This window comes from Fictibacillus nanhaiensis (genome assembly GCF_023715445.1).
Taxonomy (GTDB): Bacteria; Bacillota; Bacilli; order Bacillales; family Fictibacillaceae; genus Fictibacillus; species Fictibacillus nanhaiensis_D.
This window is the reverse complement of the sequence record NZ_JAMBOD010000007.1, coordinates 49,877-69,329: the sequence shown is the minus strand read 5'-3', so window position 1 is coordinate 69,329 and position 19,453 is coordinate 49,877. Positions and strand designations below refer to the sequence as shown.

Annotated in this window: 16 protein-coding genes; 4 read left to right on the top strand and 12 right to left on the bottom strand. The window is 40.9% G+C overall.

What is annotated here, in order from left to right:
• Positions 1 to 62: 62 nt before the first annotated feature.
• Positions 63 to 1,631, bottom strand: coding sequence for an AbgT family transporter (locus tag M3196_RS16770; RefSeq protein WP_251323477.1), 1,569 nt, complete (start codon positions 1,629 to 1,631; stop codon positions 63 to 65).
• Between the two features lie 259 nt (positions 1,632 to 1,890).
• Between M3196_RS16770 and M3196_RS16765 the strand changes: the two genes are divergently transcribed.
• Entirely contained in the window at positions 1,891 to 2,517 is a 627-nt protein-coding gene (locus M3196_RS16765; RefSeq protein ID WP_251323476.1) for a class I SAM-dependent methyltransferase, read from the top strand.
• A 34-nt stretch (positions 2,518 to 2,551) separates the two neighbouring features.
• Here M3196_RS16765 and M3196_RS16760 read toward each other — a convergent pair whose 3' ends face one another.
• On the bottom strand, positions 2,552 to 3,061 hold the full coding sequence (locus M3196_RS16760; protein ID WP_251323475.1) for a GNAT family N-acetyltransferase: 510 nt from the start codon (positions 3,059 to 3,061) through the stop codon (positions 2,552 to 2,554).
• A gap of 118 nt (positions 3,062 to 3,179) precedes the next feature.
• On the opposite strand from M3196_RS16760, the gene M3196_RS16755 reads away from it, so the two are divergent.
• Entirely contained in the window at positions 3,180 to 3,875 is a 696-nt protein-coding gene (locus M3196_RS16755) for a class I SAM-dependent methyltransferase (protein ID WP_251323474.1), read from the top strand.
• Positions 3,876 to 4,074: 199 nt separating this feature from the next.
• Here the strand turns inward: M3196_RS16755 and M3196_RS16750 are convergent, their stop codons facing one another.
• The 5 genes from M3196_RS16750 to M3196_RS16730 all read right to left on the bottom strand — a co-directional run bounded on the left by M3196_RS16750 (position 4,075) and on the right by M3196_RS16730 (position 8,445).
• Positions 4,075 to 6,357, bottom strand: a complete 2,283-nt coding sequence (locus M3196_RS16750; RefSeq protein ID WP_251323473.1) for an ATP-dependent DNA helicase — start codon at positions 6,355 to 6,357, stop codon at positions 4,075 to 4,077.
• A gap of 133 nt (positions 6,358 to 6,490) precedes the next feature.
• Positions 6,491 to 6,973, bottom strand: a complete 483-nt coding sequence (locus M3196_RS16745) for a hypothetical protein (protein WP_251323472.1) — start codon at positions 6,971 to 6,973, stop codon at positions 6,491 to 6,493.
• Between the two features lie 97 nt (positions 6,974 to 7,070).
• A complete protein-coding gene (gene mscL, locus M3196_RS16740) occupies positions 7,071 to 7,532 on the bottom strand; it encodes a large conductance mechanosensitive channel protein MscL (RefSeq protein WP_251323470.1) in 462 nt (153 codons plus the stop codon).
• 79 nt (positions 7,533 to 7,611) lie between these two features.
• Positions 7,612 to 7,908, bottom strand: a complete 297-nt coding sequence (locus M3196_RS16735; protein ID WP_251323469.1) for a hypothetical protein — start codon at positions 7,906 to 7,908, stop codon at positions 7,612 to 7,614.
• Complete coding sequence (locus M3196_RS16730; protein WP_251323468.1) at positions 7,909 to 8,445, bottom strand: 2'-5' RNA ligase family protein; 537 nt, start codon at positions 8,443 to 8,445, stop codon at positions 7,909 to 7,911.
• A gap of 325 nt (positions 8,446 to 8,770) precedes the next feature.
• On the opposite strand from M3196_RS16730, the gene M3196_RS16725 reads away from it, so the two are divergent.
• Positions 8,771 to 8,917: a YjcZ family sporulation protein gene (locus tag M3196_RS16725; RefSeq protein ID WP_251323467.1), complete on the top strand. Its 147-nt coding sequence runs from the start codon at positions 8,771 to 8,773 to the stop codon at positions 8,915 to 8,917.
• Positions 8,918 to 9,423: 506 nt separating this feature from the next.
• Positions 9,424 to 13,530 carry a phosphodiester glycosidase family protein gene (locus M3196_RS16720; protein WP_251323466.1) on the top strand — a complete coding sequence of 1,369 codons (4,107 nt, stop codon included), beginning with the start codon at positions 9,424 to 9,426 and terminating at the stop codon, positions 13,528 to 13,530.
• A gap of 296 nt (positions 13,531 to 13,826) precedes the next feature.
• Here M3196_RS16720 and M3196_RS16715 read toward each other — a convergent pair whose 3' ends face one another.
• The 5 genes from M3196_RS16715 to M3196_RS16695 are packed head-to-tail and all read right to left on the bottom strand — an operon-like array spanning position 13,827 to position 19,444.
• Entirely contained in the window at positions 13,827 to 15,104 is a 1,278-nt protein-coding gene (locus M3196_RS16715; protein WP_251323465.1) for a homoserine dehydrogenase, read from the bottom strand.
• Positions 15,091 to 16,188: a homoserine O-acetyltransferase MetX gene (gene metX / locus M3196_RS16710; protein WP_251323464.1), complete on the bottom strand. Its 1,098-nt coding sequence runs from the start codon at positions 16,186 to 16,188 to the stop codon at positions 15,091 to 15,093. The genes M3196_RS16715 and metX overlap by 14 nt, the downstream gene beginning before the upstream one ends.
• Complete coding sequence (acsA, locus tag M3196_RS16705; RefSeq protein WP_251323463.1) at positions 16,166 to 17,857, bottom strand: acetate--CoA ligase; 1,692 nt, start codon at positions 17,855 to 17,857, stop codon at positions 16,166 to 16,168. Before acsA ends, metX begins: the two co-directional genes overlap by 23 nt.
• Positions 17,854 to 18,582 carry an ABC transporter ATP-binding protein gene (locus M3196_RS16700; RefSeq protein WP_251323462.1) on the bottom strand — a complete coding sequence of 243 codons (729 nt, stop codon included), beginning with the start codon at positions 18,580 to 18,582 and terminating at the stop codon, positions 17,854 to 17,856. The genes acsA and M3196_RS16700 overlap by 4 nt, the downstream gene beginning before the upstream one ends.
• 16 nt (positions 18,583 to 18,598) lie before the next feature.
• A complete protein-coding gene (locus M3196_RS16695) occupies positions 18,599 to 19,444 on the bottom strand; it encodes an ABC transporter permease (RefSeq protein ID WP_425311025.1) in 846 nt (281 codons plus the stop codon).
• Between the last annotated feature and the right edge of the window lie 9 nt (positions 19,445 to 19,453).

The window sequence follows — 19,453 nt, the reverse complement described above, 5'->3', positions numbered from 1 at the left end:
TCTTGATAGCTTGCCAATCGGCTGAATAATTGTTCCAAACCCGCTCACTCCTTCTATATGATCTACATCTTTATATATTCGCCAGGGCCTAACGGAAGTCCTAGCAAGTACCACACAGCAAATAAAATTGACCAAAAAATCATGTATGCGATCGTGTAAGGAAGCAAGGACGAAATAAGCGTCCCCATCCCCATATTCTTGTCGAACTTTTTAGCGAAAGATAACAAAATTGCAAAGTACGCAAGCATCGGTGTAATCGTGTTTGTAATAGAGTCTCCAATTCTGTACGCCATCTGTGTAAATGCCGGGCTGTAATCAAGAGCCATAAACATTGGAACAAAGACAGGTCCTAAAATAGCCCACTTTGCTGACGAACTCGCAATTAATAAGTTAACGAGTGCAGTAAACAGAATGAACGCCAGTAATAGCGGCAATCCTGTAAATCCTGATTCCTTTAAAAAGTCAGCGCCAGTGATGGCAATAATCGATCCTAAGTTGCTCCAGCTGAAATAAGCAATCATCTGTGCAGCGATAAAAGCAAGAACGATGTAATACCCCATGCCGCTCATCGCTTTTGTTAAATGCTCGGCAACATCTTTGTCATTCTTCAACGCCCTAGAACCAAACCCATAAGCCATTGCTGGAATTAGAAAGAATAGAAGCATGATGGGTACGAGTGAATCCATGAATGGTGAGTCGATAAGCTCACCCGTTTTCGGTTGGCGAAGCATCGCATCTTCAGGAACAGTAACAAGAAGGATGATACCTGTATAAATGAGAAGTGAAATGGTAGCCCACTTCAAGCCTCTTTTTTCATCTGTAGAAAGAGCCTGCTTTTTCACTTCAAGGTTCTCAGGAACATGATATTCGCCAAGTCGTGGTTCTACGATCTTAGTTGTAACCCAAACCGCAACAGGTAAAAGTACAAATGTGGAAGCAAACATAAAGTAATAGTTCATTGCAGGATTCGCTGTATAATTCTTATCTTGAAGATGTGCTGCCGATTCTGTAAACCCGGCAAGCATGACATCAAGCATGCTGATGATAATATTTGCACTGAAGCCCCCTGCTACTGCTGCATAAGCAGCTGCAAGACCTGCAATCGGATGTCGTCCGAGTGTGAGAAACACCATGGCTGCAACTGGAGGAAGTACGATAAGCGCTGCATCTGCTGCAGCATTTCCGACGATTCCGATAAAAATAATAATCGGTAAGATAAATGCTTTTGGTGAGGCTAATACCACTTTTCGCATAAACGCTGATATGAGGCCTGTTGACTCAGCAAGTCCAACCCCGAGCATAACAACAAGGACAAGTCCTAGAGGAGGGAAATTAACAAAGTTGCTGACTAGTTCTGTCAGCATCCGTTTGATGCCTTCTTCGTTTAGAAGATTAACCGCTGTAATTCTTTCATTGTTGGCAGGATTTACTGCACTCCAGCCAGATACTCCAGCTATAAAAGAACCTAGCAAAATAAGTGCTGTAATAATCACAAACAAAGTAAGCACATCTGGTAGTTTATTTCCATTTTTCTCAACCCAGTCTAAGAGCCGGTTAAAAATATTCTTACGCTTATGATTCGGCTCTGGCGGTTTTGGAGTTGGTACTGCTTTAATCGCTGAACGTGCCATAGCTATCCTCCTCTTGTATTAGAATTTTTCTGAATATTAAATTTCTTAACATTCTACAGACAGTTCGACCTACTTTCAAGAGGGAAATAAGAACACAACTTTTTTACTACAAACCCTATCCAGACTGCCATTAGAAGAATGTAAGGGCTTTCTTTTGCAGAATTTTCTTTTATTTTAAAATTTACCACTATGACAACTTTCGCTATAATGAATCTATCATTTTGCTTTTCGAACATATCTTTTTTAAGGAGCGAACTTCATGGATCTTTTGTTAAAAGAAAGTCTGAAAGCAAGCTATAACGAAAAAGCTGACCTGCGGGACAAATCAGATATAGAAGAATGGAAAATTGTAGAACTTTCCTCTTTTATAAACGCTCTGAACAATGATGGCTTACGTTCCGTCCTTGATATTGGTGCAGGTTCCGGACAGCAAGCCAAATACTTGCTGGATCGCGGTGTTGATGTAACATGTATTGATCTTTCTCTAAATATGGTTGAAACATGCCGTATGAAAGGATTAAAAGCAGAAGTAATGGATTATTATACTTTAGACTTTGATGCTGAATCCTTTGATGCTGTATGGGCAATGAACACACTGCTTCACGTTCCAAAAGTGAGCTTGCCTGCTGTGCTTAAAAACATTCATACGGTACTTAAAGAGGACGGCTTGTTTTTTATGGGAGTTTACGGCGGCAAAGATTCTGAAGGCGTTTGGGAGGATGACTCTTATATCCCTAAGCGATTCTTTTCGTTTTATACAAACGAAGATCTCTTAGAGGTCGTGTCACCTTTATTTGAAGTGATGAACTTCCATGTGGTTCCTGAAGCTGGAGGCAGCATGGACTTTCAATCTCTATTACTACGAAAAAAAGAGATCTCGGAATAAATTGAAAGCCGCTCAAATGAGCGGCTTTGCTTGTTTATATCTTCCTCATATAGCGGTATGAAATGTGGTTGGTTCCTTCACTGGCCTGTTCAGATTGCTTTACGAATCCTTTTGCTTCATAAAAAGGAATGCCTTTTTCGTTATCCTTTTGGGCAGAAAGCCATTGTTCGTTTATTCCAAGGCTTTTTTGATAGTCAGTATAAAAGTTTAATAGTTTACTTCCAATTCCTATTCCGCGCTTATTCGGATCTATGTAAAAGACGAAAATTTCACCGATCGCCTCACCTGTTGTTCCCCCGCCGATTGCACCCACTACTTTACCTTCTTCTTCTGCAACAAAATAACCGTGCCAATATTCACTGAACTCAGTAACTTCTTTTAAGATGCGGTCCACATTGTAATACTCTTCAATAACCTGCTCAACATACGCTTCATCTTCCAAATAACCGTATGTAGCTCTCCATCCCTCTGAACAAACTTTAGCGATTCCCCCCACATGTTCAGAACCTGCTTTTTTAAGTGTGAGACCCGATAAATTTATCACGATTTCCACCTCTTTTATTCACTCTTCACACCCAATTATAATCTATTTTTTGGTAAAATAAAGATATACAGCTCAGTCAGTCAAAAGCCTATTTTAACCATGAAGGGCGGATGATTTTTTGACGAATATCGTAACGAAAAATGAACATGTTTATGACATGCTGGACTCTCTTTTACGTGATGAAGGCGCCTTTTGGAATTCTTTTTATGAAGATCGGAATAAGAAGATTCCTTTTTTTGTTGACGCACCAGACGAAAATCTAGTGAACTATTTAGAACGAGGCATCATCAAGCCCGGCCGCGTTTTAGAACTTGGATGCGGCCCTGGTCGAAATGCGATTTATCTTGCTGAACTCGGATTCGAAGTAGATGCGGTCGATTTGTCGAGTGAAGGACTTCAATGGGCACGGGAACGAGCCGATGAAAAGGCCGTTAAAGTAAACTTCATCCAAGGTAATATCTTTAAGATGGACTTCCCTCAACATGCATACGATCTAATCTATGATTCTGGCTGTTTTCACCATGTTCCTCCCCACAGACGGGTAAGCTATTTGGATCTATTAAACAACTGTTTAAAATCCAGCGGACATTTTGCGATTACTTGTTTTGATGCAGAAGGCATGGGGCTGAATATTCCAGATGAGGAAGTTTACCGTGAACGTTCGATGCAAGGCGGTCTGGGTTATACCCTCGAAAAGATGCATGAAGTATTTTCAGAGTTTGAAGAGTTGGAACTCCGAAAAATGAAGGACATTCAGCAGCCAGCAGACACATTTGGTGTTCCATTTTTATGGGCTGGGCTATATAAAAAATAAAAAAACACTTGGAGCGTCGCTCTAAGTGTTTTTTTTCATGTTTTTTTATAAAAGAGGAAGCTTGGCGGATACCAAACGTCATGATAGTAAGCTCAGGAGAAGCTGAAAAATTATTTATAGGCCTTTGAGCGGATTTATAGGCCGTAATAAAAATTTATAGGCCGTAAATTATGGTTTCGACAAAATCAGCCTTCAAATCCTACTCCTTCAGCACCACAAAGTCACGCCACTCTTCCGGAAGCATCTCCAGATATTTACGGCTCAAAAATCGGTCATCAACCAGCACGAGCGTGCCGCGATCCTCTTCTGACCGAATCACCCGTCCTCCTGCCTGCAGCACTTTGTTCATGCCGGGATACACATAAGCAAAATCATAACCACTCTTCCCCGCATTTTGAAAGTACTCTTTCATTGTATCACGCTCTAACCCCACTTGCGGCAAACCGACTCCAATGACAACAGCTCCTGTTAAGCGGTCTCCTTTTAGATCGATTCCTTCTGAAAAAATCCCGCCCATCACAGCAAATCCTACAAGTGACTCTCCACCAGCAGAATCAAAATTAGCCAGAAATTTCTCACGCTCCTCCTCTGACATGGCAGGATGCTGAACAATCGGATGAAACGGCGGATCCTCTTCCAGCAGCCGATCAACCACATCGCTCATATAGCGGTATGACGGGAAAAAGACGAGATAGTTGCCCGGTCTTTTATCAACTAGTTCGATAATCATCTCCATAATAGGTTCAATTGTCTTTTCTCTATCTTTATAACGGGTGGAAAGCGGCTGAATAAATACGTCAAGCTGCTCTTTTTCATAAGGGGACGGCATGCGGATCACATAATCTTCCTCTACGCCGCCAAGCATCTCCCGAAAATAAGATAGCGGAGAAAGCGTCGCAGAAAAGAAAACACGGGAGCCGTATTTTTTTCCAGTTTGAAAAAGTAAGTGAGACGGATCCATGCAAAACAAACGAACTTCCACTTCACTTTTAAAGACATCAATAAACGTTACAAACCGTTCATCATAAAAGCCGGATATCTTTATCAATTGAAGTGCAGCAAAATAAGCCTCAAGCAATTTTTCATCACTTTCTCCGCTCGCGAGCAGCTGTTCAGCCTGCACTAGAAAATCATCCAGACAGCTGATAAAGGCTTCTGGCAGATCGGAAACAGCAACTTTTTTCTCACCGTGCTCTTTTTTAAGTTTCAGCATCTCATCATTTATCGCCTTAGTGGTTCTCCATAGACCGTCATTCTTCCCTTTATATTCTCGTGACAACTGCAAAAAAACAGACTTCTGAATCTCGGCAGAATACATGCCACGGGCACGGTCCACCAGGTTGTGCGCCTCATCCATCAGTAGCACAGTACGTTTCTTCTGCTCTTCAAACAACCGTTTAAAAGATACACGAGGGTCAAACACATAGTTGTAGTCACAGATTACACTATCTGCGGCATACGCGAGATCAATCGAAAATTCAAACGGGCAGACTCTATGTTTTTGCGCATATTCAGAGATCACATCTCGATCCATTATCGTTTCATGCTTCAAAACATCTAATACAGCGCCATTGATGCGATCATAATATCCATCTGCAAATTCACAATAAGAAGAATCACACCGTGTCTCCTCTTTAAAACAAACCTTGTCCTTTGCCGTTAGCGTCACGCTTTGAAGAAACAATCCTTTATCTTTCATCAGCTGAAGGGCTTCTTCCGCGTTTTTCCGGTTCAGGGTTTTTGCTGTAAGATAAAAGATCTTTTCCGCCTTTTCTTCTCCGATCGCTTTAACAGCAGGAAAAAGGGTAGAGATCGTTTTACCAGTTCCAGTCGGTGCATTGGCGAAGAGTGTTTTTTTATCAGCAATTGTTTTAAAAACAGCACCTGCAAAATTCCGCTGGCCATTCCGATATCGATCAAACGGAAAAGGAAGTTCACGGATGCTTTCATTACGCTGCTGCTGATTATGAAGACGGAGCTTCGCATAAGGAGCATAGCTTTTAACGAGATGGAGCATAAAATCTTCTAACTCTGGCAGCGTACACTCTTCCTGAAATCTTTTTTGTTCGCCTGATTCCACCTGTACGTACGTAAGCTGAACCCTGACATCCTCTTTTTCTTCTTTTTTCAAATACATATAGGCGTAGCATTTCGCCTGAGCCCAGTGCACCGGATTAGAATCTCTCGTTATATCTTCTAGTTTTTTTCCCGTTGATTTTATTTCATCAATCGTCACCATTTCATCCTGCAGCAAAAGACCGTCACAGCGTCCTTCCACTATGTAGTCGATGTCTTCATATGCGTAGCTCGTCTGCAAGAACACCTCGGCTGCATCCGCTTCACTGTACGTTTTTTGTATCGTTTGATGGGCTTTTGTTCCTTCTATTAATGAAGATGTTGTTTTAAATCCGGTTTCAATGCTTCCTGAGCGGAAAACATATTCAACAAGTGCCCGAACGGATATTTTAACAGATTGAGGCATACGTCCACCTACCGATTCCAATCACAATTTAATAGTTTAATAGTAACATAAAGGAATCTTACTATTACAAAACTGTTTCCAGTATCTTGTACTTCCGTGCAGCCTTGTTCTTGTTGAATCAGGTAGCCTTTCCTTATTGAACAACATGCCCGCTATATGGTTTCTCCCAATTACTTTCTTTCATTGTTTGCAGCATACCTACTTTCCATTTGTCCTTCTTACTAAATGATATATATACATTTTTATATCTTTTTTCTTTACCTTTTTCTATCATTAGTAGGTCTACATTCCCAATTGGCAAGCCATCATCTATACGAACACTTAAATTATCATAAGACTTCAAATAAGTGCCCTCAGTAAAAAGCATTTTATTTCTTGTTACCCAGTTGTTTTTTGCTGCATCCTTTGTTATGGTAACATCTTCATCATAAGCCCCATTGTAAAAATAAATCCGATCAAATGCTTCTTCAAAATCTTGCTTGGCAGCATGTTTTAAAAACTGCGTTGCTTGCTGACTCGCTTGGATTTTCACCCAAAGATCTGGACCAAAAAGGATAGAGAATCCCGCTAAGAATAACCACGTCAATATCCATATCATCCTTCTTATTTTCTTCATCGATATACTCCTATTTTCGTTTTCTTTATTTTATCCATTTATTGTCATTCATTCTATGTTAAAACAATGATAGATTCATGACAAAAAAACAGCCCTCTTACTCAGAGGACTGTTTCATTACTGCATCGTCATTTAGATCTGCTGTACAATTTTGACATTTCACTGCTCTTAAAGGAATGGTGGATAAACAATACTTACATTCTTTTGTATCTGGCTCTTTTATCTCTTCTTTTCTTTTCATACGGTTAATTTGCTTTACGACTAGGAAAATAACAGCTGCTATAATAAAAAAGTTAATTAGTGTGTTTATAAAAAGTCCATAGTTCAGCGTTGCTGCTCCAGCTTTTTGTGCTTCAGCTAATGAGGAATAATCCCCTTTTCCCAAGTTTATGTATAAATTGCTAAAATCTACTTTCCCCAGCAATAACCCTATCGGAGGCATAATAACATCTTCAACTAAAGAGGTCACAATCTTTCCAAACGCTGCTCCAATAATAACCCCAATGGCAAGATCCATCACATTGCCACGCATGATAAACGTCTTAAATTCGTTCCACATCCTATTGATTCCTTTCTATATGCTATTTATATGTATAACCATACAGCATCTCTTCTAAAACGTCAGCTATGAATTCCCGTTAGCTTATCAGTGACATAATGTTATCAAATAGCCAGATGAATCCTGAAAACAAAACAACACCAAATGATAAGAAGAGTACAATCCCTCTTCCAACCGCAGACCAAAATCCAGATATATGTCCAATCGATACGAGAGCAAACATAAACGAAATCGCGGCAAGAAAAAAGATTAACATGATTATTGGCAGCCCTAACACTTGCTCATAAGCTAAGTTTTTAAAGTCGCCGAGAAAAAACAAACAAAATAAACTTAACAAACAAAGAGACAAGGCTTTTTTAAAAGATGACTGTACCATTTAAATCCTCTTTAATTCAACCGTGAAGATCTCCTTCACATCTGTACAAATATCATCATCAAAAATAAGTTCCAGTAATGCAACACTTTCCATTTTTGCATGAAAGGGCTCCAAGTTTTTCACGGAGCAATCAAAGGCTTCAACTAATTTTTCATGTGTTAGATAACTGGCGATGGTACAGTGAGGAACCCATTGTGAGGGTGCATATAAAGATTTGGGATCAATTATTTTTTTGAACCTTTCATGATATCTAAAATGAAAATCGGTTAAAGCGGGGTCTTTTGTGGGAGCTGCATATAAGGTGCCGCTGTTTAAAAACATTCCGATTGACGGGAAAAATAATGAAATAGCAGATTCAGTCAAAAAGTACTCTTCCATTTCCTTTTTAAAAACCTCTACTTCTAGCTCATTATGAGTCGCAATTGTTACGTGCGGTCTCATCCCATATTCAGTTATATCCGCTTTTTTCATTCCAACCCTTAAAAGATCAATTTGTTCTTCTGTTTCACGATCCAAAAAGCCAAGAATCCCATACATCGAATCAGCTCCTGAAAAAAATTTTATTAATAGTACAAGGACCATTTACGCCATAAATGATTAACACATCAATGATTAAGAATGCCAAATCCCCATCCATGTTTACCTCCGGCGGAAATGAAGAATCCCCCATCTGTACCCACTAAAAATCCCCTCTCCTGTTGGTGTAATTATACACTAACCCTAATATTGGTAAATACATTCCAAGGAATTTTCCGCATATTCTAACTGTTCCGCTCTTGTCCCGAAAAAATGGGCTAATTCCGCCCAAACCTTTAACTTGTACGCTTAATAATCTGTCATTGTAAAGAAGGAGGTGGGTTATATGGGATTTAAGTCACACGGAAACAGCTTTGCTTTGATCGTAGTGCTATTTATCTTGTTAATCATCGTTGGGTGTTGCTGGTGCGGTGGTTACGGCGGCGGTTACGGCGGCGGCTACGGCGGCGGCTACGGCGGCGGCTGGTGTTAATCACTTTGCTTCCTAACCAGAAGTATTGCGCTGATTTATTTCATGATCAATTGCGTTAAAACCTTTTGCTTAGAACAACCCCTCGAATGAATACAGAGATAGAGAACTAGAGAGAGAAAAAAGGCCTGCACTCTTATGAGGGCAGGTTTTTTAAAGGTTATAACACCGGAGGAGGTGATCACTTCTACACCTTCGGGAACAACAATGTTTATATTTGAATAGCACCTGTTCTAAATATACCTCTCTCTTGAGGCATCGCTTGAATGGTTAAATAAAGTGTTTACCGATCAATTTTGTTTTGGCAACTTTTTTTTCTATAGTTCATATATAAGACTCCTAACCTAGTAAAATTGAACAACTTTCGCCCTATTGTTTCTAGCAAGTTAGTTTTTTAGTATAACTATATAACATAATTACAAATTAATAACAGTAAATTAATATTTTTCCATTATCGTAGACCTGTATAGCAAACTGGCAAGTCCAAATAATTTTCACAGGAGGAAGAAATGAAAAATATTTTAAAAATGAAAATTTTGTCCGTTGCCCTGGCCTTAACCGTTATAATCAGCACGATATCACCAGGTATAACTTCAGCTTTAGGAGAGTTTGACTTAACATCTGAAGTCGTTCAAACGCCGATCAACGAATACCGTGCAGATCTGGCACCAGGTGTAAAAGAAAAACATTATAGTTTTGAAGGAAAAGAAGGTAAGAAGATCGAGAGTTTTGTAGTTGATGTAGACTTACATAACCCTAATGTTGCCATCGAAGCTGGCACGCCTAATGACGGGGATGCTTTTGGCCTGCAGCCGGTCAGGACACAAGCGAATGCAGCAGATGCAGAAAACCACAAAGTAGTTGCAGCTGTAAATGCAGACTTTTATAACATGGCTACAGGTGAACCACATGGAATTGTCTATAAAGATGGACGAGCTGTTAAAGATGACAACGGCAGGACGTGGAATTTCTTTGGAATAAAGAAAGACGGTGGGGCTATCATCGGTAACCCATCCGATTATGAAGCAGAAAAAACTAATCTGAAAGAGGCACTTGGCGGAAATGCGATCCTCGTAAAAAATAGTCAAATCTATCAAACTCCTCAAACCGGACAAGATAAAGAACCGAGAACGGCTGTCGGGATAAAAGAAGACGGAAATGTATTCTTCGCTGTTATTGATGGCAGACAAGAGCCGTATTCAGCCGGAATTTCTATGAAAGATTTAGCCCAGTTCATGATCGATCTTGGCGCAGTTCATGCACTTAACCTAGATGGCGGAGGGTCATCTACTTTTACAACCCGTCAGCTTGGCGGTGATGATCTTGAAGTCGACAATCAGCCCTCTGACAGAAACGAAAGAAGTGTCGCAAACTCTTGGCTAGTTGTAACGAAAGAACCTTCTGATCATGTATTCCATTCGGCGCACATCGAACCCTACGACAAATCTTTTACCCCAGGCTCAACCATAGAATTCACAGCTAAAGGACGCGACAAGTCCATGGCATCTGCCCCGCTGCCTGAAAGTGGCCTGACATGGGAATTATCTGATCCTTCTTTTGGAACGATCGCAGATGGCAAGTTCATTTCAAGCGGAAAAACAGGGCAATTCTACATTGTATTAAAACATGATGCAAAGGAAGTTGGCAGAAGTATTATTGAAATTGAAAACCCAGACGAGATGTTTTTCAGTTCAAAGGAACTAACCGCAGCAAGAAACAGCGAAACCAAAGTTGACCTCATTACACGTTTTCAAAAAAGAAATGTGAAATGGAATCTGCAAGATATCGAATTTGATATACCTGATGGGATGGGAACCATTGATGAAAATGGTGTTCTCCATACCGGAGATCAGAATATAAAAGGAAAAATTACAGCCCGGTTAAAAAACACAACACTTGAAGCTAGTATGGATGTATCCGTCGGGCAGCTCCCGATTATTTTATATGATTTTGAAAACGGATTAGGAAGCTGGAAAACGTCGACTGCAAACCGCGGAGAAAAAGGAGAGTTAACTCTATCAGAATATCCTGAACCCGTTCGATTCGATGGACATTCGTTAAAATTGGATTTTGATTTTACAAATGCCCAAACAGGCACAACTCTTGGTGTTTATGCAGGGTCTGGGTCACATACGGCAATCGAAGGCAATCCATCAAGCATTGGGATGTGGGTTTATGGAACTCCTGAAGCACAGGGGTATTGGCTGAGAATGTACATTGTTGATGGCAATGGTAAAAATCAGACGATAAACCTTACCCAAGAAAACCCTGGCATCGACTGGATGGGATGGAAATATATCGAAGCCGAGATTCCGTCCTCTTTTACAGGTCCATTTAAAATCTCAGGAACACAAGCGATCAGAATGATGTCTACGAAGTCAGGAATAACAGGACCTATGACGAAAGGCTCCATCTATTTCGATAACATCCGGGCAGTATACGGTGAAAAAGTGGATGACCTGTTCCCTCCCGTTATACATTCTGTTAATACAGATGGAAAAGACTTTACAGCTAACGAAGTTACGATCACAGCGAAAGTAAATGAGTATGAAGAAGACCCTTATAAAACAGGGATTGAATGGGAGAAAATTCGTTTTCTTGTAGACGGAGAAGACTACGCAAAAGCAGAAGGACATTTTTCTTATGACATGGATGGTTCTGTTTCTCTAAGCGGCTACAAATGGGCTGATGGGACACATAAGGTAACTTTAATTGTCCCAGATAAGTTTGGTAACCAGGCGATTCATACGAGTTATTTTACAGTGAACACAGGATCTGCAAAAGTTGATATTCACAAAGGGCAAGAACAAGCATATCTAGGAAGTGATTTTAACCTTGTGGTGAATACATCTAAGTCAGACGCAATCTCAAGTTCATTAATTAAATTGCAGATTGATAAGAATTATCCTGTGAAAGAGGTCTTGTTCTCTGACAAATTCAATACAAGTACTTCGAGCTATGACGCTGAAACTGGAATCCTAACATTAGATTTAGTAAATTCGGATGAAACCGCCGAAATTGCCGATGCCGCAACAATAAAGGTTGGAGTTCCAGCTTCAACGAAGGAAGGCAGTCAACTGGCATACGAGCTCTTAAATGGAAGCATTACTTACAGTGCTCCAAAAGAAGAAAATTTTATCTCTACTTTTTCAATGAAGCCAGTAAATGTACCTGTTAAAGCAGCATTCAGCATGGATCATGAACCCGTATTAATCGGTAAACCCACACGAATAACAGTTAAGGATAACAATGGTGAGCCGATAGAAAATGCGGAAATATTTGCAGTTATTGAAGGTGAAGAAGATCCGATTTTACTTGGAGAAACAGACTCAAACGGTACAATCCAAGTTGACTCCATTACAGATGAAATTAAAAAGATCACTTTATATGCAATTAAAGAAGGAAAGTATTCTTTTAAAATCAACACCCAATCCTACCCGGCTCTTGCTGATGAAGCAGAATTTAAAAATATCATTTCTACGCCTGCTGGCAACCCGTATCAGAAAAAAGGATTAACATGGATGTCGAGCCCACTGGCGCCACAACAATCAAGCGTTATTCAATATGCAAAAAAGGCAGATTTTGAAAGAAAAGGGGCTTCCATACTAAAAACGCAGCAAGGTTCATCTACTGATCAGGTTTTCGGTGGAGAACTGGATATAAAGAAAAATGGAATTGTGAGGGTAAATGAAGTCACTTTGGAGAAATTGCAGCAAGACACCACTTATGTTTATCGAGTCGGAGATGGTGAACACTGGTCGGAATTAAAGGAATTTACTACCTTACAAAGAAAGCAAACCTTTGATTTTGCCGTATTAGGTGATACGCAGTCCCCTTCTGACTTAAGTCATTTAGACAAAATTCTTGAAGAGTTGGATAAGAAAGAATTGGCTTTCATGATCCATGTTGGGGATATTATTGATGAATCATCAAAGTTCAATCAATGGGATAATACGCTATGGGTTTTTAATAAATACCAAAAGATAAGTTCGACGGATTTAGTTGCTGCTCTTGGTAACCATGAATATATGGGAGATGATGACGGATCTTTAGCGAAATCCATCTTAAATCTCCCTGAGAATGGACCTGAGATCGATAAAGGCGGAACCTATTCCGTCGACTACAATAACATGCATATTAGTGTCTTAGGGTATACAACAGATGCTAATGTTCTAGAACAGCAGCTTCAATGGCTAAGAGAAGATATGAATCTTACAGATAAGCCATGGAAAATACTTGTCACACATAAACCGCCTTATTACACCAATCCATTTGGCGGGAATGAAATAATGAAAGAAAAAATACCGCCAGTGGCTGATGAATTAGGAATTGATATCGTCTTCTCCGGCCATGATCACTCTTATGGCAGAACAAAGAAAATAAAAAATGGACAAGAGGATTCAAATGGAACTGTATATGTAGTTGCAGGAACTACAGGAAACAAACATTATGATGCTGTGGTCGATGAAAATTTTGATTTCGTCAACACAGATAATATTGCAGTTTCTATTAGTGCTCATGTAGACAAAGATAATATTATCTTTACGACAACATCTTCTGATGGAGACGTAATTGATAAATTTACTGTAGTGAATCAGGATTATGAAGAAGAATAATGTAATATAGTTTAAAAACATAAAGCTGGCTCGATAAATTCAATTATCAAGCCAGCTTTTATCCTTTTTAGGGATTATTTTAACGGGATTATGCTCGCTTACAGAGTTTTATGCTCGCTCACGGAGTTTTATGCTCGCTTACGGAGTTTTATGCTCGCTCACGGAGATTTATGCTCGCTCGCCGAGATTTATGCTCGCTTCAGAAATTTTTATACTCGTCCCGACCCGCTCAAAATAAAAAAACACTGCAGGAGCCACTCTGCAATGTTCTTACAACACTTGACGAACCATATATTTTAAAGATTTATCACGCTTTGAAGTACAAGATCTCTTTCTTCAACTTTTACTTCTGCTGGTTTTAATTTCCCCGCTACTTCGTAAACAACAAGCTCTGAATTCGTTTTTAACGATTCTGCTGTTTCTTCGTGACATCTGAGTAATAAATAAACCAAATCTCCTCTCACATCTTGTTTCAACAACTGAATATCATCAGTACCATTAAAACCAACTGATGAACCGATTACGGCATACTCCCCAACTAGTGAACGCCCAGGTGCTTCTCTCGGAGAATCATTATTCAAAACGAGCTGCTTCTTTTTAACAGATGCAGCTGAATGAGATTGTAGGACATAGGTCAAATCTTCTACCATCGCACTTGCCGTTGGCAGTTTGCCAGCCCCCGCACCTTGAATGGTCACTTTACCTGCAAGACTTGTTTCGACCATAATGGCATTCTGAACATCTTCCACTCCATATAAGGGATGATCTGAATCAACGAGCACCGGCTTCACAGAGGCAATGAAATCGTCACGGTCACTTCGGATCCGTGCCAGATGCTTCACTTTGTAACCCCAGCGGGTAAACACATCAATCTGTTCAGACGTTACTTCTGTAATTCCTTTCCTCTCTACATCATTCCAGTCGGGAGAATAACCGAATGACAATTCACTAAGAATCATCAGCTTATAAAAAGCATCGTAGCCTTCTACGTCATTAACAGGATCCGCTTCAGCATATCCAAGCTCCTGCGCTTTTTTTAACACGTCTTCAAACGCTACCCCTTTTTCACGCATGTTTGTCAGAATATAATTCGAGGTACCATTCAATATCGCTTCAACTGAAAGAATATTGTTTACTTGCAACAGCTGTGAAATGCTGCGGATAATCGGTGTACCACCAGCGGTCGTGGCTTCAAAACCAACTGAAACGCCAGCTGCTTCAGCCTTTTCGAGCAGTGTTCTACCGTATCTCGCAAACATCACTTTATTTGCCGTGATAACGTGGCACCCTTTTTCAATAGCTCTGCTCAAATAAGTAAATCCTGGTTCCTCTCCAACAATGGCTTCAAATACAATCTGCAGATCTGGAATGTTTAAAACTTCCTCAAAGTCAGTCGTTACAAGAATTTGTTCATCTACATCGCGTTTCTTCGTGCCATCTTTTACTAAGATCGCTTCAATAATGACCTCCTCACCAAGTACAGATTTCAGCTGTTCCTTGTGAGTCTTCAACGCTTCATAAACACCTTGCCCTACCGTTCCAAAACCAAGCAATGCCGCTTTAACAGGTGCCATATTGCAGCCTCCTCTCCTGTTCTAATGCTTCCTTCACATAAGGTCCCCATTTCTCAAACTCTACTAAAAAACCATCATGTCCAAAATCGGTTTCAATTGAATAGTACGTTCCAAAACGAGTATTCCTCACAAAATCTTCTATCACATCCGGGGGATAAAGCAGGTCTCCTTCGTATCCGAAAGCATGTACTTCTGCCTGTATCTGTGAAGCTGCTCGTTTCCATCCACCCAGCTTATCGCCAATGTCATGAGCATTCATTGCATACAAAAGGGTTAAATAACTATCAACATCAAACCGTTTTGTTAATTTTTCCCCTTGATAATTCAAATACGAATCTACTTGAAAGTAAGGCTTTCCCTCAACATCTGTCTCTCGAACTTCTCTTTGAAATCTGTCATTAAAGAGCTTTGGCTGGCGATACGTTAAAAGTCCTGCCATTCTTGCAATTTCCAAACCTACTAACCTTTCCCCTTCTGCGCGTCGGCCGCTTCTATAAACAGGGTCATTTACAATCGCGTGAATCGCCATCCGGTTAAAAGCCACACCGTAATCACTCAAAAATGGAGTAGCAGCAAATACCAGTATTTTTTCAGCAAAATAGGGAAACTGAACAGCCCATTCCAATGCTTGCATACCACCAAGTGAACCGCCTAAAATCGCAAAGAGTCTTGGTACACCCAATACATCTAATGCCTGGCGCTGTGCCCGAACCATGTCCCGTACCGTTATGAAAGGAAACGTTATATGATAGGGTTCGCCTGTTTCAGGATTAACTTTTCCTGGTCCTGTTGAACCACTGCATCCTCCAAGAACATTAAACGTAATCACCTGATAAAGGTTTGTATTAATATATCCTTCGGGTCCGATCAGTCCTCTCCACCAGCCCGGATCCTCTTCTGAACCATATGCATATTGGTTCCCGGTAAGAGCATGACAGAGCATGATCACGGGTCCCTTCGAGTTTCCGATTTTTTCATATGCAAGTTCAGCATCTACAATTACTTGGCCTGACTCTAAGGCAAAATCACCGATTCTTACATTTGCGATTTTACGGTTTGTTTCAAGCAAGTTTTTGTAACTCACGGGCCTTCAGCTCTCTTCGTAAAATTTTTCCGCTGATCTTCGTTTTCGGCAGCTCATCGACCACTTCAATCTCGCGCGGTGCTGCATGTGCAGCGAGCTCTCCTCTAACATAGACACGGATTTCTTCCAACAGATCACTGCTTGGTGGATAGCCATCTTTCAGGACAATAAAGGCTTTTACGATTTCTCCGCGGATCGGATCAGGTTTCCCGATCACTCCTGCTTCAGCTACCGCTTCATGTTCAATAAGCTTGCTCTCGACTTCAAACGGACCGATTCTTTCACCTGATGAATTGATCATGTCGTCCGAACGGCCTTGGAAAAAGATATAGCCATCGTCATCGCGATAAGCAAGATCACCAGATACGTACCAGTCATCCCAACCAAAATATGAATTATACTTCTCAGTGTTCTGCCACACTTCCCTCATAATGGCCGGCCATGGAGCTTTGATTGCTAAGTGGCCAACCGCAAACGGAGGAAGTTCTTTTCCTTCTTCGTCTAAAACAGTTGCCGTAATTCCCGGAAACGCTTTTCCCATCGAACCTGGCTTAATCGTTTCATTCGGCAGGTTCACGATAAGCTGTGCACCCGTTTCAGTCATCCACCACGTATCATGAATTCTTTTGCCAAGAATATTTTTGCCCCAATAAATCACTTCAGGATTCAAAGGCTCACCGACACTTAATATATGACGAAGCTTCGATAGATCGTATTGCTTCGGAAGGGTGTTTCCTTTTGCCATCAGCATGCGGAATGCAGTAGGAGCACTATACCAGACCGTCACTCCAGCGTTTTGAAGCGTTTCATACCATTGTTCTGCTTTAAATCGTCCACCGTGAATCACAATCGTTGCGCCATTTAATAGCGGAGCAAAAACTCCATATACAGTTCCTGTCACCCATCCTGGATGCGCTGTGCACCAATAGACATCGTCTTCCTGTATATCAAGCACCCAGCGTCCTGTTAAATATTGCTGTACCATCGCGCGGTGAGCATGGATGATTCCTTTTGGCTTTCCGGTTGAACCAGACGTATAGTGAATATTTAGTCCGTGTTCAGGTTCAACCCACACCACCTGACTCTCGATATTTCCAACAGTCTTCAGCTTATCTTGCAAGGGAATCTCATCGTTTTCCCCTGCTCCATCTGTTAAAAAGACGGTTTGCAGACTCGGTAGTTCATCTCGTGGAACACGCTTATAGAGCTCATTATCTGTAATTAGAAAAGTCCCTTCACAATCGGCGATGCGGTCTCTTACTGCATCAGACATGAATGCTTCAAACAATGGACCCACAACTGCTCCTAGTTTGATAGCCGCCAGCATCGCAATATGGCAATCAGGATGTTTTGGCAAAAAGACAAATACAAAATCTCCTTTTTTCACGCCATGTTCAGAAAGTACGGCTGCCCATTTATCTGTGGTTTCCTTAAGTTCCTGATATGAGATTTTAAACTCCTGAGAATCGTCCAAGTAATGAAGAGCAACCTTTTCTCCGCGTCCCTCTTCCACGTGGCGATCCACACATTCATAAACCATGTTCGTTTTACCATCATCTCTTCTGTTGAACCTTTCAGTTATGAAGTCCCATGAAAATGGAGCGTCTACTCTATCAGTCACTACATTATAGGTTCCGTCTACAGGCTCAATGGCTGCTAGTTTTGTCATTGCTGATCACCTGCTGCTTTCTTTTCAACATTTAATAGGTTCAATATATGTGCTTTCTGTTTTGATAGATAAGCATCTCCACGCGTTCTCGGCTTTGGTTTCTCAACATGGACTTCTGCAAAAACCTCACCTGGCTGGCCTTTTAAGATAAAGATTCTATCGCAAAGGTAGAGAGCTTCGTCGATATCATGTGTGACAAGAAGCATCGTTGTCTGTTTCTTTTGCCAGATTGATAGAAGGAGGTCTTGCAGCTGCATTTTTGTAAAAGCGTCCAGTGCGCTGAACGGTTCATCTAAAAGCAGTACCTCGGGGTCTGTAATAAGAGCCCTCGCTATTGCTGTACGCTGTGCCATCCCGCCAGATAAATCTTTCGGATAATGATTTTCAAAGCCTGTTAATCCAACTAGGTCTAAATACGTTTGATACTTTTGGGATTTCCGCTCTTTCTTTTCTAGACCGAATGAAATGTTTTCCTTTACTGATAGCCATGGCAGAAGGCGGGGTTCCTGAAACATCATTCCGATATTGTCGTTTCCGTCTTTTGATGAAATCTTTCCTTCATAATTAGGATCGAGTCCTGATAGAACACGAAGCAGCGTACTTTTTCCGCACCCACTCGTGCCCAGAATTCCAATGACTTCTCCTTTATCTACTGAAAAATCAATGTTCTGAAAACCCGCCTGATTGTTGTTGAACGTTCGTTTTAATCGGTTAACCTGAAGCATTCTTCTTCCCCTCCTTCTACGCTTGGTTGCTTAAGCTGTCCTGCCACTTGAGAGATCGGTACTCAATCCATTTTAAGATCGCGTCTGTCACTTTCCCTAAGATCGCAAATAACAAAATACTTGCAATAACCGTGTCTGGTGAATACGTATTCTGGCCAACTACAAGCAAGTAGCCTAAGCCTTCACTTGCTCCCATCAGCTCAGCTGCGACAACAAACATCCAGCCAAGTCCAAGGCCGCTTCTCATACCTGTGATAAAAGAAGGCAATGCTGCTGGTAAAATAATGCGCTTCGTTAATTGAAACGGTGATAATTGATAGATCTTTCCTACCTCAATCAGCTTCCGATCAACCCCTTGAATGCCTGCTACGATATTTAAATAAACAGGGAAGAATACACCGACTGCGATCAATGAAATTTTAGAAGGTTCTCCAATTCCCATCCATAGGATAAACAATGGAACCCAAGCAAGAGAAGGAATGGAGCGAATCGCCTGGAACAATGGGTCAAAAAGCTGTTCAGCCGTTTTTGCATATCCGACGATCGCACCAATTACAACCGCAGCTCCTGTACCAATCGCAAACCCTAAGAACACTCTCGTTAACGTAATCGATACATGGCCGAAAAGAGAACCATCCCGGTACATGCTTATAATTTTCTCTAAAATAACGCTTGGTGCTGGAAGCAGATGCGGCGCCAGCAATCCAGCTTTCGCAGCCAGCTCCCAAGCAATTAGCAGAACAATGGGTAAAATCGATCCAAGAAAAATACCGCGTCCTTTTTTAAATAAACCTTTCGGAGAAGATAGTTTTTCAGGTGCCGCTCTCTGCCCCACTTTCCATTTTTGTGTTTCTGAAATCACTGGCAATTC

Excerpts from the sequence above, each read along its gene's own strand:
- M3196_RS16770 (WP_251323477.1), bottom strand. The coding sequence starts at position 1,631 with ATGGCACGTTCAGCGATTAAAGCAGTACCAACTCCAAAACCGCCAGAG.
- M3196_RS16765 (WP_251323476.1), top strand. The coding sequence starts at position 1,891 with ATGGATCTTTTGTTAAAAGAAAGTCTGAAAGCAAGCTATAACGAAAAA.
- M3196_RS16735 (WP_251323469.1), bottom strand. The coding sequence starts at position 7,908 with ATGGTACAGTCATCTTTTAAAAAAGCCTTGTCTCTTTGTTTGTTAAGT.
- M3196_RS16715 (WP_251323465.1), bottom strand. The coding sequence starts at position 15,104 with ATGGCACCTGTTAAAGCGGCATTGCTTGGTTTTGGAACGGTAGGGCAA.
- M3196_RS16700 (WP_251323462.1), bottom strand. The coding sequence starts at position 18,582 with ATGCTTCAGGTTAACCGATTAAAACGAACGTTCAACAACAATCAGGCG.
- M3196_RS16750 (WP_251323473.1), bottom strand. The coding sequence starts at position 6,357 with ATGCCTCAATCTGTTAAAATATCCGTTCGGGCACTTGTTGAATATGTT.
- mscL (WP_251323470.1), bottom strand. The coding sequence starts at position 7,532 with ATGTGGAACGAATTTAAGACGTTTATCATGCGTGGCAATGTGATGGAT.
- acsA (WP_251323463.1), bottom strand. The coding sequence starts at position 17,857 with ATGACAAAACTAGCAGCCATTGAGCCTGTAGACGGAACCTATAATGTA.
- M3196_RS16745 (WP_251323472.1), bottom strand. The coding sequence starts at position 6,973 with ATGAAGAAAATAAGAAGGATGATATGGATATTGACGTGGTTATTCTTA.
- M3196_RS16725 (WP_251323467.1), top strand. The coding sequence starts at position 8,771 with ATGGGATTTAAGTCACACGGAAACAGCTTTGCTTTGATCGTAGTGCTA.
- M3196_RS16730 (WP_251323468.1), bottom strand. The coding sequence starts at position 8,445 with ATGTATGGGATTCTTGGCTTTTTGGATCGTGAAACAGAAGAACAAATT.
- M3196_RS16720 (WP_251323466.1), top strand. The coding sequence starts at position 9,424 with ATGAAAAATATTTTAAAAATGAAAATTTTGTCCGTTGCCCTGGCCTTA.